Source organism: Micrococcaceae bacterium Sec5.8, from assembly GCA_039636775.1.
GTDB lineage: Bacteria > Actinomycetota > Actinomycetes > Actinomycetales > Micrococcaceae > Arthrobacter.
Genome location: CP143429.1, coordinates 325215 through 341256, shown reverse-complemented (window position 1 = coordinate 341256; position 16042 = coordinate 325215). Strand labels below are relative to the sequence as shown.

The window sequence follows — 16042 nt, the reverse complement described above, 5'->3', positions numbered from 1 at the left end:
TCGGCAATCCGGGCATTCGGCGACAGGCCTGAACACGACTGCACTAAAACTTGACAGCCTGGCACCTGGCTTGCCCAGCAGCGCTCCGCTCGCCATCGTCACAAGAGACGCAGTGAGCTGAATTACGTGCCGAGCTCTCAGGCCAGGGGCCTGAGCTCCGGCCGGACAAACGTCGTCGCCCTTCTGGTTCCTGACATCACCAACCCGTTTTTCCTCGACATCATCCGGGGAACGCAGAGACAGCCGAAGGCGGCGAGTTACACGCGGCGGGTGGACACCGAAGAATCGCCGGAGTGGCAGTTTCGATGCTCCTGTCCCAGCTGAACCCCATTTACGGCGGCGGAAACCGCAAGCTCGCTGTGATGCCCACACATCTGGCCGTGCGTTCATCCACCGGCGCCGCGCCGGCGCCGGTCCCGGTTCAACAGTTGAGCAAGGTTGACAGTGCTGGCTAGGCTTTAACACATGCGTGAACTCCAGGCGACAATCATCGAAGAAATGGGCGTGCAGCCCCGGATCGACCCCGCCGGGGAGGTGCGCAAACGCGTCACGTTCCTCAAGGACTACCTGACGGCAACCCACACGAAGGGTTTTGTGCTGGGCATCTCCGGCGGTTTGGATTCCTCCCTGGCGGGGCGGCTGGCCCAGCTTGCCGTCGAGGAGTTGACGGCCGACGGTGTGGACGCGAACTTCGTGGCCGTCCGCCTGCCCTACGGCGTGCAGCACGACGAGGACGACGCCCAGGCCGCCCTGGACTTCATCCAGGCCAAGACCGAGTGGACGTTTAATATCTCCGCGGCGGTGGACGGCTTCGAGGACGAATTCGAGAAGACGGTCGGCAATGGCATTTCCGACTTCCACAAGGGCAACACCAAGGCCCGCACCCGCATGATCGCGCAGTACGCCCTCGCCGGTGAGCACAACTATCTGGTCATCGGAACAGATCATGGCGCGGAGTCCGTCACCGGCTTCTTCACCAAGTACGGCGACGGCGGCGCGGACATCCTGCCGCTGTTTGGGCTGAACAAGCGCCAGAACCGGGCGCTCCTGGCCGAACTCGGTGCACCGGCCAGGATCTGGGAAAAGGTCCCGACGGCGGACCTCCTCGACGGCCAGCCCGGCCGCACCGACGAAGACGAACTCGGCCTGAGCTACGACACGATCGATGACTACCTTGAGGGCCGGGATATCCCCGTGGCGGCAGCGGAGCTGATTGAACGCAAATACCTGCAGACCCGGCACAAACGCACGGTTCCGGTGACCATCTTCGACACCTGGTGGAAGCAGCCGGACCGCCAAGTGTGAACACGACGCCGGGACTTCCCTTCACGGGGCGACGCCCGCCGCCGAACTGCTGGCGCCGGGGCGGGTCATGCTGCTTTAGCGACCCTGCACCAGGCCTGAGATCCGGTGGGCCTCATCCATCAGGAGACGGCCGAGCATCTCCTGCCGTTCGCCTTTGAAGCGCGGCTCGATGCCCGTCAGCGACAGTGCCCAGCCCGGGCGCCCGCGCGGGTCGAAAACTGCGGCACCCATCCCCCAGCTGCCCTCCAGCACGAGCCCCGGATTCACCGAATAGCCGGCCTGCCGCGTCGCGGCAAGGTTGGCGCGGACCAGGGCCTCGGTGTGCGCGGCCGCGAACCCGCCCGCGTGTGTGGCCCAGCCGGCGAGCAGTTCCTCCTGCTCGGCCCCGGGCAGGAAAGCCAGAATGGCGGTCCCGGCGGAGGCCACCCCGAGCGGGAACCGGACACCCTCGTGCAAGACGAAGGACCGCACCGGGAAGCTGCCTTCCTCCCGGAGCAGGCACACCGTTTCGGCACCGCGCCGGATGGAGAAGAACGCACTCTCGCCGGTCTCTTCGGCGAGCCGGCGAAGACTGGGGCGGGCGATGTCCTCCAGCGGAAAGCGCGCCGACGCCACCGAGCCCATCAGCAGGATTTCCGGCCCCAGCACCCAGTTGCCGCTGGCCGGGTCCTGGTCCAGCAGCCCCTCGGACGCCAACGAGGAGAGCAGCCGGTGCACAGTGGGGCGGGTGAGGCCCGATTCCCGAACGAGTTCCACGAGCGGGGAGCCTTCCGGTTGCCGCCCGACGATGCGCAGCAGCGACGCGGCGCGGCTGACGACCTGTGCGCCCTGGACCGGTGGTGACGTCATTTTTCCTCGCAACTGGATTGTGATCGACCTCAATCATCCACATTGTGGACAGTCTCCAGCCTACCGTCCATACTGTATAAATGCCCCGGTGCGGGCCAGAATTCTTCATTGACAGTCCCCATTTTGTCCCCGTAGGCTCCATCAGCAGAGGAACAGTCCACAACGTGGATTGCGTCAAGAGCTCAATGAGGAGATTCGATGTCAAAGCTGAAATCCGGAGCGGCCGCCGCGTTGCAGGACGTACTGCGGGACGGCATGACGATCGCCGTCGGGGGCTTCGGCCTCAGCGGCATCCCGGCAGACCTGATCGAGGCGGTGCGTGACTCGGGCGTCAAAGACCTCACCGTGGTGTCCAACAACATGGGAGTGGACGGCAAAGGTCTCGGCGTGCTGATTGAGGCCGGGCAGGTCCGCAAGGTGATCGCCTCCTATGTGGGCGAGAACAAGCTCTTCGCCGAGCAGTACCTTGCCGGGAAGCTGGAGGTCGAGTTCACCCCGCAGGGCACCCTGGCGGAGCGCCTGCGCGCCGGCGGCGCCGGCATCCCGGCGTTCTACACCAAGACCGGCGTCGGGACCCTCGTCGCTGAAGGCAAACCGCTTGCGGAGTTCGACGGCGAGACGTTCGTTTTGGAGCGAGCCATCAAGGCCGACGTCGCCCTGGTGCACGCCCACACCGCCGACACCGACGGCAACCTGATCTACCGGTACACCGCGCAGAATTTCAACCCCGTCGTCGCGGCGGCCGGCGCCGTGACCGTCGCGGAGGCCGAGGTGATTGTGGAGCCCGGTCAGCTGGACCCCAACCACATCATCACGCCGGGCGTTTTCGTCCAGCGCCTGGTCCAGGCCAGCGACCGGGTCAAGGACATCGAACAGCGCACGGTCCGCCCCCGCGCCGAAGCCACCACAGCCGCCGCATCCATTCCGGCCTGAGCGCCGCCCCTACTTTTTTCAGGAGAATCATCATGGCTTGGACCCGGAATGAAATGGCCGCCATCGCGGCCGAAGAGCTCAACGACGGAGACTACGTCAACCTCGGCATCGGCATCCCCACGCTGGTCGCCAACAACCTGCGCGACGGCGTCCGCGTGGTGCTCCAAAGCGAGAACGGCCTGCTCGGCATGGGCCCGTTCCCCTACGAGGGCGAGGAGGACGCGGACCTGATCAACGCCGGCAAACAGACCGTCACAGTCCTGCCCGGCGGCAGCATCTTCGACTCCGCCGCCTCCTTCGGCATGATCCGCGGCGGACACGTCAAGGTCGCCATCCTCGGCGCCATGCAGGTCTCCGGCGCGGGCGATCTGGCCAACTGGACCATCCCCGGCAAGATGGTCAAGGGCATGGGCGGCGCCATGGACCTCGTCGCCGGTACCCCGCGCGTGGTGGTCCTCACCGAGCACAACGCCAAGGACGGCACCGCCAAGATCGTCAAGGAATGCACCCTGCCCCTCACCGGGCTGAGCTGCGTGGACCGGATCATCAGCGACCTCGCGGTGTTTGACCTGAAGAAGACTGACGCGGAAGCAGGCGGCGGCCGGACGCTCACGCTCACCCGCCTCGCCCCCGGCGTCACTGTGGAGGAGATCCGGGAAAAGACCGGGGCGGCGTTCGACGTCGATGCCTCCCTGGACGCAACCCCCACCCTCGAAGGGGCCACCGCATGAGCCTGAAAGAGCAGTTCGGCAAAGATGTCCTGCTCACCGGCTGGGGCCACAGCCGGTTCGGCAAGCTCACGGACGAGACCCTCGAGTCGCTGATCGTCCAGGTCGCCGCCGAGGCGATCGGCAACGCCGGCATCGAACCGGGCCAGCTCGACGAGATCTACCTGGGCCAGTTCAACTCCGGCATGATGCCGCTCGCGTTCCCGTCCTCGCTGGCCCTGCAGGTCTCGGAGCAGCTGGCCAACGTCCCGTCCACCCGGGTCGAGAACGCCTGCGCGTCCGGATCGGCCGCATTCCAGCAGGGCACCAAGTCCCTGCTGGCCGGTACGGCAAAGACCGTCCTGGTGATCGGCGCCGAGAAGATGACCCACGCCGGGGCGGACGTCGTGGGGGCTGCCCTGCTCGGCGCGGACTATGATATGGCCGGCAAGCCCTCCACTACCGGCTTCACCGGGCTCTTCGCCGAGGTGGCCAAGCACTACGAGAAGCGCTACGGACCGGTCTCCGATGTGCTGGGCACGATCGCGGCGAAGAACCACCGCAACGGTGTGGACAACCCCTACGCACAGCTCCGCAAGGATCTTGGCGAGGAGTTCTGCCGGACGGTCTCGGACAAGAACCCGATGGTCGCCGATCCGCTGCGCCGCACCGACTGCTCCCCCGTCTCCGACGGCGCCGCCGCCGTCGTGCTCAGTGTCGCCCCGACCGGCGGCGCCACCGCCCCGGTGCGCCTGGCCGGCTTTGGCCAGGCAAATGATTTCTTCCCGGCCGACCGCCGGGATCCTACCGCTTTCGCCGCGACCCGCGTGTCCTGGCAGCGCGCCCTGGCGATGGCCGGCGTCGGGCTGGAGGATTTGGACTTCGCGGAAGTGCACGACTGCTTCACCATCGCCGAACTGCTGATGTACGAGGCCATGGGACTGACCGAGCCGGGCCAGGGGGCCCGCGCCGTGGCGGAAGGCTGGGTCTTCAAGGACGGCAAGCTGCCCATCAACGTCTCGGGCGGCCTTAAGGCCAAGGGCCACCCCGTGGGCGCCACCGGTGTGTCGCAGCACGTCATCGCTGCGATGCAACTCACCGGCACCGCCGGTGACATGCAGCTGGCCACCGCCCGCCGGGCCGCGGTGCAGAACATGGGCGGCGTCGGCATCGCCAACTACGTCAGCGTCCTCGAGGCCATCTGAGCGCGGACATGGTGCAGATCACCAACTGGCTTGGCCTGACGGCCGGCGTACCCGTTATGGTGCGCCGGCCCGGCCATACACCGGCCGTCGCAACAGTGGATCTCATGACCCCGGATGGAAACATCCTCTGGGTCAGGTACTGGAATTCAGCCGAACGCGCCATGCTCCACAAGACCGACGGAACACAAGTGTGGGGTGAGACCGAAAATGCCTGACTCCAGCATTGAAAACGCTGCGGATCTGCTGTTCCGTGACCTCCAGTACCTGAAAGCAAGCAGCGTTCAGCGGTGCCTCGAGGAGGTGCCGGGTTACCGCGGCGTGGCTGAAACGGACATCAGTTCCTCCGTTGAGCAGAATCTTCGCATGGCGATCCACGCGGTGAAATCCGGGGTGGTGCCCGCGTCGTCGGAGCTCGCCCTGGAAGCCCGGGTGGCCCAGGTCCGCTTCCACCAGGGCCTGCGCATCGAAGACGTCCTGCGGGGATGCGGTGGTGGCCCCCGTGATTTACCGCATCCTGTTCAACCATGAATCCGCCCCGGACCTGCGGGTCCAGGAGCGGATCGACCGGCTGCTCGATGCCACCACCGCCGCCACCACCGCCAAGGCTCAGGACTAGACTCGGTTCCACCCCATCCAGAACCAGGCGAGGAGTTTCCATGCGCGCCACCATCATTCACGGCCCCGGCGACATCCGGGTCGAAGACCGCGACTACCCCACCGTCCAGCAGCCCACCGACGCCGTCGTGAAGGTCACCGCCGCCTGTGTCTGCGGTTCCGACCTGTGGCCCTACCGGGGGGTGAAGCCGACCCACAAGCCTTCCGCGATCGGTCACGAATTCATCGGCTTGGTGGAAAGCATCGGCAACGCGGTGACGGATCTGGCCGTGGGGGATCTGGTGATCGCGCCGTTCGTGGTCAGCTGCGGCAAGTGCCCGCAGTGCCTCAACGGTGTCACCGTCGCTTGCGACCTCCTGGCCGGCTGGGGCGGCACGGACGACGCCGGTCTGGCGATCGACGGCGGCCAGGGCCAGGCCGTCCGGGTTCCGCTGGCTGACGCGACCCTCGTCAGGGTGCCCGGCATCACCGAGCCCGACGACGCACTGCGCGCCAGCCTGCTGACCCTCTCGGACGTCATGGCCACCGGCCACCACGCCGCCCTCGCGGCGCAGGCGGGCCCCGGCCGGACCGTCGTCGTGGTGGGCGACGGCGCCGTGGGCCTCTGCGGCGTCCTGGCCGCCAAACGGCTGGGAGCGGAGCGCATCATCGCCATGTCCCGGCACGCCGACCGCCAGGCCATCGCCCGCGAGTTCGGCGCCACTGACATCGTCTCCGAACGCGGGGAGGACGGCGTAGCGAAGGTCCGAGAGCTGCTCGGCGGGGTACTGGCCGATTCCGTCCTGGAATGCGTCGGCACCAAGGAATCCATGGAACAGGCGCTGCACAGCGTCCGCCCGGGCGGCGCCCTCGGCTTCGTGGGCGTTCCGACCGGCGGCAGTGAGGTCCCCTTGCGGTACCTTTTCGACACGAACATCTCCATCGGCGGCGGCATGGCACCGGCACGGACCTACATCCCGGAACTCCTGGCGGACGTCCTCGCAGGCACCATCAATCCGGGCCGGGTCTTCGACGTTGTGATGCCGCTGGAGAACGCCGCGGAAGCCTACCGTGCGATGGACGAACGGCGCGCCATCAAGGTCCTGCTGACCCCCTGACGTAAGGCCCGAGGGCAGCCGTCCGGCGAATAGCCGGATCCCTTGCCGTGGCTGTTGGCCTGGCTCTTGTGGTGCCGGCAGGCGGGGTCTAGCGTGAAACGCATCAGCATCCACCGCCGTCGAGGAGCCGTTATGGCCAGGTTCGTGCAGATCATCGAATTCCAGACCTCCCGCGTTGAGGACATCGAAGCGCTGGGCCGGCCGGCCAGCCCTGAGGGAAGCACCGCGCCCACCTTCCGCCGGATCCTGGCCGCGGCGGACCGCGACCGGCCCGGCACGTACCTCACCGTTGTCGAATTCGACTCCTACGAGTCAGCCATGGAGAACTCCGCACGGCCCGAAACGTCCGATTTCGCCGCACGGATGGCGGCCCTCTGTGACGGGCCTCCGGTGTTCCGCAACCTGGACGTGATGCGGGAGGACACCGGCAGCCCCACGGACCTCCCCTAGGGCCATGCCGTGGATTTCGAGCCCGGCTCCCCCTCCGCCCGCAGTTCCGCCCCCGGACCGCTGGTGCTGGACCTTGGCGGGACCGGGACGGCGTCCCTGCGGCTCGTGGGCGGCAAAGCCCTGAACCTGGGCAAACTCGTGGCGGCCGGGATGCCGGTACCGGGAGGGTTCTGTCTCACCACCGTGGGATACGGTCTGGCTGCCCCGCCGGGACTCGGCGCCCGCGCGGCCGAGCTCGACGCGCTGGGATCCGGGGCAGGGCCGGCGGCAGCTACGGACCCGGCTGACCTGGCCAGGGTTGCCGGACGGGCCAGGACACTGATCGAGGAAGCGCCCATCCCGCCAGCGGTGGATGCCGCCGTCCGCAGCGCCTACGCGGAAATGGGCGCAAGCCTGCCCGTGGCCGTGCGTTCCTCGGCCACAGCGGAAGACCTGCCGTTCGCCAGTTTCGCCGGTCAGCAGGACTCCTACCTCGACGTTGTCGGCGCCGACGCCGTGGTCGGGGCGGTCCGGCGCTGCTGGGCGTCGCTCTGGAGCGACCGGGCGGTTGCGTACCGGTCCGCCAACGGGATCAGCAACCGCGAGGTGGGGCTCGCCGTTGTCGTCCAATCCATGGTCGACGCCGCCACGGCAGGGGTGCTGTTCACGGCCAACCCGGTCACCGGCACCCGAACGGAGACGGTCATCAACGCGGCCCCGGGCTCGGGGCAGGCCGTGGTCTCGGGAGCTGTCAACCCGGACCAGTTCGTGCTGGAGACGGCTTCCGCCACGGTGCGGGCCCGGACGCCGGGAGGGACGGACCCCGAACGGAGCCCGGGGCTGAGCGATCCCCAACTGCAGGAACTCACAGCTCTCGGACGCAGCGTCCAGCGTCTTCTCGGGGCGCCGCAGGACATCGAATGGGTCATCGACGCCGGCGGCAAGGCCTGGCTCACCCAGTCGCGCCCCATCACCACGCTGTATCCACTGCCCGGCCCCGCGCCCGGAGACGCCGCGGCCGGCGCCGCGGCACCGGCCCGGGTGTACCTGTGCGGCACCCTGTTCCAGGGCCTGACCCGGCCGATCACGCCGATGGGGCTGGCAGTGCTCGGGGTGATGCGGAACCGTAAAGGACCTTGGCGGTACGTCAATCCCGGGCTGCGGATGTTCGTGGACCTCACGGCCGTGGTCCGCAACAGGACCGGCCGCGCGTATCTGCTGCGGATTCTCCCGCTGGCGGACGGCCGGTCCGGCGCCGTGCTCCCGGCCCTGCTTGAAGATCCGAGGTTCGGCATTGTCCAGCGCCCGCTCCTGCAATCCCTGCGAGGCGGCAGGACCGGGCGCAAACTACCCCGGCCGCCACGGCGCACGGGGGGCACTGAGAGCACAGCCAGCCTCCGCCTCATCGCCCGGCTCCTACCGGCCATGGTCCGGGCCGCCCTCTTCCCGGCCGCTGAGCTGCGCCGGGCGGTGAAGTACAGGAAACAGCTCGAATCAGGTCTCTTTCTCGCCGAACCTGCGAGCGCCGTCGGGCGGCTCGATTACACCCGACAGATCCTCGACCGGAACATGAACGGACTGATTGAGGCCACCCTGCCGGGCCCGTCCGTGGGCTATATCATGCTGGCCGTGGCCCGCAGGCTGCTGCGGGGAATCGCCCCGCCCCGGGAGCTGGAAGCTGTGCTGCGCGGACTGCCGCACAACGTCACGACCGAAATGGACCTGGAACTCTGGCAGCTCGCCGTCGCGATCGGCGACGACCCGGTGTCTCGCGGGGACTTCCTGGCGCAGCGTCCTGAAGAGCTATCCGCGCGCTATCTCGCCGGGACGCTGCCGCCTCAGGCCCAGACCGGGGTGCGCGGCTTCCTGGCCCGCTATGGCCACCGCGCCGTGGCGGAAATCGACCTCGGCATGCCCCGCTGGTCCGAGCAGCCCGACCACATCCTCGGCATGATCTCCAATTTCCTCCGGGTTGAGGACCCCGAGCAGGCCCCCGACCGGCAGTTTGCCCGGGCCGCCGAGCACGCGGAGGACCGGATCCGCAGCCTGGTGGAGCGTGCGCGGGCCCGCAGCCCCTGGCGCGCCCGGGCGCTGCAGCTTTGTCTGCGCCGCGTCCGTCAATTGGCGGGCCTGCGCGAATCGCCTAAGTTCTGCATCGTGTTGGTGCTCGGCGAAATGCATCGTCAGCTTGCCCGGATCGGCGCGGATTTGGTGTCGGACGGCACCATCTCGGCCGCCGATGACGTGTTCTTCCTGGACTTCGACGAGATCCGGGTGGGCCTGCGCGGCGCGGACCTGCACGGTATCGTCGCGGACCGCCGTCGTCTGTACAACGTTGAATTGCGACGCCGGCGTATCCCCCGGCTGCTGCTGTCCGACGGCACTGACGTCGAGGCCGCCCTGATGGTGAAGTCCCCGGCGTCCGGCGCCCTGACCGGGACGCCGGCATCGGCCGGCACCGCCACCGGACGGGTCCGGGTGATCCTGGACCCTGTTGGGGCCGAGCTGCAACCCGGCGAAATCCTGGTGGTCCCGTCGACTGACCCCGGCTGGACCCCGCTGTTCCTCACGGCCGGCGCTCTGGTCATGGAAATGGGCGGCGTCATCTCCCACGGGGCCGTGGTGGCACGTGAGTACGGCATCCCGGCCGTCGTGGGCGTCCCGGATGCCACCACACGGCTGCGGACCGGCCAGATGGTCACCGTCGACGGCGCAGCGGGCACCATCCGCGAGCTGCCGGACTGACCGCGGGATCCGGGCCAAGGGCAGGCTTCCCTCACAGCTATGGCACAGCCGTGCCAGATAGACTAAAGCATGACCACCCCGGCCCACCAGCCACCGCACCACGAGCCGTCTTTTACGCTGTACCCGCACCGGCCGCAACACTCCGGCAGCACCTTCGCCCTGGCCCGCAAGGCACGGAACGTCCTGCGCCGGGTTCCGGTGTGGACCTGGCGGGTGCTGATGCACTCGGTGAAAGCCAGTGAAAATTCCCGCTTCAACGTCGACCCGATAACCGGCGTCGAATACTTCCACGACATCGATTTCGTGGGCGACGGCATCCGGGCGCACCGCCTCGACGTGATCACCCCGCCCCCCTCCGAACCCACCGAACCCACCGCTGCCGGTTCGGCAGCACCGCTGACCGTTTACGTGTATTTCCACGGCGGCGGCTGGACATCCGGGGACAAATCCGCACTGACCAAGTACTGCGCGAGCCAGGCCCGGGGCGGCATGGTGGTGGTCAACGTGAACTACCGGAAGGCCCCGCAATTCCAGATGGCCCACGTCCTGGCGGACGCCAACGCCGCACTTGCCTGGGTCCGGGCGAACATCTCCGGGTATGGCGGCGACGGATCGCGGATCGTACTCGGCGGCGACTCCGCCGGCGGCCAGATCGCGGCCCTCCTGACCGCAGCCAGCTTCCGGCCGGAACTGGCCCGGCACCACGGCCTCACCCCGGCCGTGCCGGCGTCGGATTTCAAAGGCCTGGTCCAGCACTGCAGTGTGGTGGACTTCTCCGTCTTCTTTGACAAGGGATTCGTGCTGAGCCTGAACTTCATCCGCATGCTGCTGCCCGGCCTGCCCTCCGGCGGCAGGAAGCGCGGCAGCTTTTCGGGCGCCGGCCGGCTGGAGGCCCTCCGTGAGGCTGCAGGCTTTCTCTCACCCATCGAATGGCTGGATGCACGTTTCCCGCCGGTCTTTGTGACCACCTCGGAACGGGACTTCCTCTACGCCGCCAACATGAACTTCATTGCCCGGCTGCGCGAACATTCCATCCCCGTGGACAGCCTGATCTACGGCTGGGCCAGCTCCAACACCGAACACACCTGGCAGCAGAACTTCCGCTACCCGGAATCGCAGGAAGTGTACCGGCGGCTCCATGCCTTCGTGCGCAACGTGGCTTGAGCGGCCGCCATTGCGGGCCGCCGGCCCAGCCGCACCCGCACGGGGCTATGTTTAGTCCATGGCGTCCGCTGAGAGCAACGCACGCAACGATCAGGAGCCCGAAGGCTTCGGCTCGGCGCTCGTTGACGAAGCCGCCCGCCGGGATGCCGCCCTGGGCGACGTCGATTGGGCCGCCCTGCCCGACGGCGCCGTGCGGGGCACCTTCAGGGCCCCCAGCGGACCCCTCGCCACCCTCTCCATGGGCACACCGGGAAACCCCCGGGTGATCTTGGTGCCCGGCGCCACCGGGTCCAAAGAGGACTTTGTCCTGATACTCCCTGAGCTCGCCGACGCCGGGTATTTCGTCCTGAGCTTCGACATTGCCGGCCAGTACGATTCCGCCGCGGCGGGCCCCGAAAACCTCGCACCGCCCCGCGCCCACTATGACTACACCCTGTTCAGCAATGACCTCCTCGCCGTACTCGACGCCGAGGAAGGGCCCGCGCACGTCGTCGGCTATTCCTTCGCCGCGATCGTCGCGCAACTGGCCTTCACCCGGCGCCCGGAAAAGTTCCGGAGCCTCACGCTGCTCAGCTGCCCGCCTGAGCCGGGCCAGAGCTTCCGCGGGGTCCAGCGCATCGGCCGCGTCAGCCGGTGGGCCAGTCCGCGGGTCGGGGCCGCGCTGATGATTTGGGGCATCCGCATTAACATCATCCGCGTCGCCCCCGGCCGGGTACGGTTCGTGAAACACCGGTTCCGCTTCACCCGCCGGAGCTCCGTAACTGACATTTTCGGGCTGATGCAGCACGCGCCCGACCTCCGGGCGGCGCTGGCCGCCGCCTCGCTGCCGAAGTTCGTCGCCGTCGGCGAGCATGACCTCTGGCCGCTCGCCTTGCACCGGCGGTTCGCACAGTCGATCGGGGCGCGCATCGCGGTCTACCGGGGCGGGCACAGCCCCAGTGAAACGTCGCCGCATCAAATGAGCCGTGATCTGATCGCGCTTTACGCGGCCGTCTGACGCGGGTATTGCTGTCCCCATTGCCGGCGGCGCCGCCGACGCCGGAACGGTGGCTCCGCCCTGAACTCGACACCGAAGGTGGTCCATGCCATCGACAGCCGGCGCCGCACGGAGCCCCAGCCCGCCAGCGGCCGCGCGGAGACCCGCACCCGCAGCGATGGGTCGGCGATCACCGTCACTTCTGGCGGAATCTGGTAGGAAATGTCCAAGTCGTCGTGGACCAGGGGAAGGCCGCGGTGAACGGAACCGCCGATGCGGGCCCAGACGTCCGAGCTCATGGCGAAGTTCGAACCGAACAACGGGGGATGCCCCAACAGCCAGCCGATGGCCCAGAAATATCCGGCAATGTAGACGCTCCGGCCCACCCAGCGGGCGAAGCGGCTTCCGCCATAGAAATCGCCCGGACCGGACACGGCGGACAGCGGACCGGCCTGCTGCAGGATCGCCTCGACCCGTTCGAGCCAGTCCGTGGGCGGGATCGAGTCCGCGTCCAGCCTGGCAAGCACCTCGCACCGGGCTTCATCGAAACCGTGCGCCGTCGAGGCGGCAATTCCCGGGAGATCGACGGCGATCCGCCGGACCCCCGCGGCGGCGCAGACCGCCTCCGTGTTATCCGTGCTGGAGTTGTCCACGACGACGATTTCGTCGGCCTGACGGGTCTGTGCGGCGAGCGCGGCGAGGCAGACGGCGAGCATGTCAGCGTCGTTCCGGGCCGGGATAACCACCGAGATTGTGCTCATGTTGGACCGACTATAGTCCGGGAACGGGGAAACGCCCCCGTTGGGCCCTTGCACCACGGGCCCGCGCCCCGTAGGTTGGGCAACAGCGGACGAATGTCTCCGCAGCCGTTGGCCTCCGGGCCGCCGGAGATCATCAGCATTTCAGAAGGATATGGCATGGCTACTGGCACAGTTAAATGGTTCAACGCCGAAAAGGGTTTTGGCTTCATTGCCCCGGATGACGGGTCAGCCGACGTTTTCGCCCACTACTCGGCAATCGCCAGCAGCGGCTACCGCTCGCTGGACGAGAACCAAAAGGTCGAGTTCGACGTCACCCAGGGTCCGAAGGGCCCGCAGGCTGAGAACATCCGCCCGCTCTAAGTACTCCGGATAGCAGCACCGGCCAGCCGGCCGCCACGCTCTCCCCAAGACCACAAACGCTCCGCTCGAGGACTCCTCGGGAGGGGCGTTTGTTGTCGGGACGCCTCCGGTCCCGCGTCCTGGAACGGTCCGGTTGGATCCTCCGATGTCCGCGACAGTTGTTCCCTGCGCGGCCAGGCCGTGGATACTAGGAAAATGACTACTCGCAGTCCTCTCAACCGGAATCAGGCAATCCCGGCGCCGCTGCAGGAACTGCCGGAACTGATCCAGGCAGTTCTGAACGGGATTCCCGCAATGATTGGCTACTGGGACAAGGATCTGCGCAACTGCCTCGCCAACGACGCCTACAGTGAGTGGTTCAAGGTCGATCCCCGGCAGATGCACGGACTCCATCTCAGGGACCTGCTCGGCGAGGAGCTCTTCGCCGCGAACCGGCAGTACATCGAAAAGGTGCTCACCGGTGAACCGCAGCTCTTTGACCGGACCCTGGTGGACGCCTCCGGCACAACCCGATACGCCCAGGCATCCTACGTTCCGGATCTCAGGGACGGCGGCGTCCAGGGCTTTTTTGTGCTCGTCACCGACATCACCGAGCGGGTCCTGGCCGAGCGGCGCCAGCAGCGCGACATGGACCGGTACCGGACACTGGCCCGCAGCATTCCCGGGGTCTTTGTACTTCTGTTCGATGCGGACTTGCGCTATTTGGTGGCGGAGGGGCAGGAGCTGGAAGCATTTGGCTATAGCCCTGAAGCCATGGAGGGCCGAGTCCTCCATGACGCCGTCAGCGCAGGGCTGGCTCACGAACTGGAGCCGCGGTACCGCGCCGCCCTTGCCGGCGAGGAAGTCACCTGGAAACGGACCATCGGCGAGCGCCAGTACCTTCTGACGGCCCGCCCGGTCGTCTCCGACGACGATGCCGCCGGCATGGTGGTCGCCGTGGACGTCACGGCCCGCCGGCAGCAGGAAAAGACCTGGGCGGCGCTGCATGAAATCGCCACCGCGGTGGCCCGGAGCCCGGCCCTGGCGGACATCGCAGGCCAGGTCGCCGCCATTGTCCGGACCCTTTTCGACGTCGATTCGGCCGCCGTGGCGCGCATCACCGGCCCCACGTCCGCTGAAGTCGTGGCGATGGCGCCCGTGCTTCCGCCCACCCTGAGCCGCACACACATCTTCGCTGCCACCGATGCCTCCGCCACCGCCCGGGTCGCTGTCACCGGCGAGCCCGCCCTCGTCACCTACGGCCCCGATGGCGGCAGCACCTCTGAGCAGATGCTTGCCGGCGGATTCCGGTCCACCGCTGCAGCACCCATTCGGGTCGACGGTTCGCTGTGGGGCGTCATCGCCTTGACATCGAAGTCCACCACGGCCCTCACCGAGTCGGTACTGGCCCGGCTCGCGCAATTTGCCGAGCTTGTGGAGATTGCCATCGCCAACGCCGAGGCCCGCGCGAGCCTGGAACGGCAAGCAAGCACCGACATGCTCAGCGGGCTGCCGAACCGGCGGGCCCTGGAGGAATACCTCGACAGGGAGGTGGAGCTCGCCCGGACCCGCGAAACGCCGCTCAGCGCTGTGGTCCTGGACATCGATCACTTCAAGCGAGTCAATGACACCTTTGGCCACCTCACCGGCGACACCGTGCTTTCCGAGGTCGCCGATCGACTGCGCCGGGTTGCCCGCCAGGGCGAGATCGTCGCCAGGTTCGGCGGCGAGGAGTTCGTCTGGCTGTTGCCCGGCAGCGACGCAGCCGGGGCACTGGAGGCCGCGGAGCGTGCCCGCGCGGCCATCGCGTCCCGGCCTTTCGACGGCGTCGGGTCCATCACGGTCTCCGCTGGAGTATGCGAACTGCAGGAGGCCGGCACGCATAGCTTGCTCTCCGGCGCGGACCGCGCGCTGTACGCCGCCAAGCAAGGCGGCCGGAACCGCTGCCGGCGTTACCACGCTCCTTCAGCGGACGACGCCGGGATGGCCGACCCTGAGGCTGCGGCTGCACAGGACAAACGAAGCGCCTGAAGCGGCGTCACCGCCCTGCGCTGACCGGGCCCCTTAAGACAGGAAGCCGCGCAGTAGGGCTCCCGTTCCTTCCAGGTGTTCCACGGTGGCCTCTTGCGCCGCCACCGCATCGCCGCGCAGGATGGCGTCCGCTATCTCTGCGTGCTGGATGTTGGAATGCTCCAGGTTTGTGCTCAAAAACGGGATCCTGTCCAGCAGATCATTGAGCCTGGACCGCGTCTCGGCCACCGCGCCGACGAGGCTGGGGGCCCCGGTCAGTTCGGCGATCGCAATATGGAAGCGGGCATCCCGCGGGCGGTAGCTTGATTCCGGAGCGGCGGACACTTCCGCCAGGCAGTGCCGCAGGTGACCCCTCGCCGCCGCCGACAAGTCAGCTTCGGCTGCCAGTGCACTCGCTGCCGGCTCGATGACCCTTCGGAAGACCAGCACATCATGGACATCGGCGGGGTCCAGCCGCGGGTTTCCATGCGGCTCCGCAAGGACCGGATTTTCCGAGATGTACGTCCCGCCGTACCGCCCGCGCCGGACGGTCAGGTAGCCGGCAGACTGCAGTTCACCCAAGGCTTCGCGCAGGGTGGCCCGCGAAACGCCCAGCTGCTCGGCCAGTTCACGCTCCGGAGGCAGTTTGTCGCCGGGCGCGAAGATGCCGAGCTTAATTGTTTGGAGAATATGCTCAATCGTTTCCTCGAAGGCGTTCCCGCCCCGGACCGGGCGCAGCATCGAGTACGGCCGCTGCAACAAAAAATCGGTCAAGCTCAACCCCTCGTTCTGCCACACCACATATATCTACCGTGAGCCTACATTTGGGTGCCGCGAAAGTTAAGTTTCCGATCCATTTCGCGCCTGACATCTAGCGTTTTTCCTTGAAAACCTTGACGAATGTGAT

Annotated in this window: 17 protein-coding genes and 1 pseudogene; 15 read left to right on the top strand and 3 right to left on the bottom strand. The window is 67.6% G+C overall.

Features of this window, described 5'->3' with window-relative positions; genetic code table 11:
* Positions 1-111 precede the first annotated feature (111 nt).
* From VUN84_01635 to nadE, 3 genes and pseudogenes are all read left to right on the top strand, one after another.
* Positions 112-300 (top strand): annotated as a pseudogene (locus VUN84_01635) (LacI family transcriptional regulator).
* Entirely contained in the window at positions 294-455 is a 162-nt protein-coding gene (locus VUN84_01630) for a hypothetical protein (GenBank protein ID XAS64414.1), read from the top strand. The pseudogene VUN84_01635 and the gene VUN84_01630 overlap by 7 nt, the downstream one beginning before the upstream one ends.
* Positions 456-465: 10 nt before the next feature.
* Entirely contained in the window at positions 466-1305 is an 840-nt protein-coding gene (gene nadE, locus VUN84_01625; protein XAS64413.1) for an ammonia-dependent NAD(+) synthetase, read from the top strand.
* Positions 1306-1380: 75 nt separating this feature from the next.
* Here the strand turns inward: nadE and VUN84_01620 are convergent, their stop codons facing one another.
* On the bottom strand, positions 1381-2154 hold the full coding sequence (locus VUN84_01620; GenBank protein ID XAS64412.1) for an IclR family transcriptional regulator: 774 nt from the start codon (positions 2152-2154) through the stop codon (positions 1381-1383).
* A 198-nt stretch (positions 2155-2352) separates the two neighbouring features.
* Here VUN84_01620 and VUN84_01615 point away from each other — a divergent pair, with 198 nt between their 5' ends.
* From VUN84_01615 to VUN84_01570, 10 genes are all read left to right on the top strand, one after another.
* Positions 2353-3087: a CoA transferase subunit A gene (locus VUN84_01615; protein XAS64411.1), complete on the top strand. Its 735-nt coding sequence runs from the start codon at positions 2353-2355 to the stop codon at positions 3085-3087.
* A 32-nt stretch (positions 3088-3119) separates the two neighbouring features.
* Complete coding sequence (locus VUN84_01610; GenBank protein ID XAS64410.1) at positions 3120-3818, top strand: 3-oxoacid CoA-transferase subunit B; 699 nt, start codon at positions 3120-3122, stop codon at positions 3816-3818.
* Positions 3815-4999, top strand: coding sequence for an acetyl-CoA acetyltransferase (locus VUN84_01605; GenBank protein ID XAS64409.1), 1185 nt, complete (start codon positions 3815-3817; stop codon positions 4997-4999). Before VUN84_01610 ends, VUN84_01605 begins: the two co-directional genes overlap by 4 nt.
* 8 nt (positions 5000-5007) lie before the next feature.
* A complete protein-coding gene (locus VUN84_01600; GenBank protein XAS64408.1) occupies positions 5008-5214 on the top strand; it encodes a hypothetical protein in 207 nt (68 codons plus the stop codon).
* Positions 5207-5527, top strand: a complete 321-nt coding sequence (locus VUN84_01595; protein ID XAS64407.1) for a hypothetical protein — start codon at positions 5207-5209, stop codon at positions 5525-5527. The genes VUN84_01600 and VUN84_01595 overlap by 8 nt, the downstream gene beginning before the upstream one ends.
* Positions 5528-5655: 128 nt before the next feature.
* Positions 5656-6711 carry a zinc-dependent alcohol dehydrogenase family protein gene (locus tag VUN84_01590; protein XAS64406.1) on the top strand — a complete coding sequence of 352 codons (1056 nt, stop codon included), beginning with the start codon at positions 5656-5658 and terminating at the stop codon, positions 6709-6711.
* 132 nt (positions 6712-6843) lie between these two features.
* Positions 6844-7161: a hypothetical protein gene (locus VUN84_01585; protein XAS64405.1), complete on the top strand. Its 318-nt coding sequence runs from the start codon at positions 6844-6846 to the stop codon at positions 7159-7161.
* Between the two features lie 9 nt (positions 7162-7170).
* Complete coding sequence (locus VUN84_01580; protein XAS64404.1) at positions 7171-9885, top strand: PEP/pyruvate-binding domain-containing protein; 2715 nt, start codon at positions 7171-7173, stop codon at positions 9883-9885.
* 69 nt (positions 9886-9954) lie between these two features.
* Positions 9955-11049, top strand: a complete 1095-nt coding sequence (locus VUN84_01575) for an alpha/beta hydrolase (GenBank protein XAS64403.1) — start codon at positions 9955-9957, stop codon at positions 11047-11049.
* A gap of 58 nt (positions 11050-11107) precedes the next feature.
* Complete coding sequence (locus VUN84_01570) at positions 11108-12046, top strand: alpha/beta hydrolase (GenBank protein ID XAS64402.1); 939 nt, start codon at positions 11108-11110, stop codon at positions 12044-12046.
* Here VUN84_01570 and VUN84_01565 read toward each other — a convergent pair.
* Positions 12031-12786, bottom strand: coding sequence for a glycosyltransferase family A protein (locus VUN84_01565; protein XAS64401.1), 756 nt, complete (start codon positions 12784-12786; stop codon positions 12031-12033). The two genes, VUN84_01570 and VUN84_01565, sit on opposite strands and share 16 nt — an antisense overlap.
* 156 nt (positions 12787-12942) lie before the next feature.
* Here VUN84_01565 and VUN84_01560 point away from each other — a divergent pair, with 156 nt between their 5' ends.
* Positions 12943-13146, top strand: coding sequence for a cold-shock protein (locus VUN84_01560; GenBank protein ID XAS64400.1), 204 nt, complete (start codon positions 12943-12945; stop codon positions 13144-13146).
* A gap of 195 nt (positions 13147-13341) precedes the next feature.
* Positions 13342-15156, top strand: a complete 1815-nt coding sequence (locus tag VUN84_01555) for a diguanylate cyclase (GenBank protein XAS64399.1) — start codon at positions 13342-13344, stop codon at positions 15154-15156.
* A gap of 33 nt (positions 15157-15189) precedes the next feature.
* On the opposite strand, the gene VUN84_01550 is transcribed toward VUN84_01555, so the two are convergent.
* Positions 15190-15909 carry a GntR family transcriptional regulator gene (locus tag VUN84_01550; GenBank protein ID XAS64398.1) on the bottom strand — a complete coding sequence of 240 codons (720 nt, stop codon included), beginning with the start codon at positions 15907-15909 and terminating at the stop codon, positions 15190-15192.
* Positions 15910-16042: the final 133 nt, after the last annotated feature.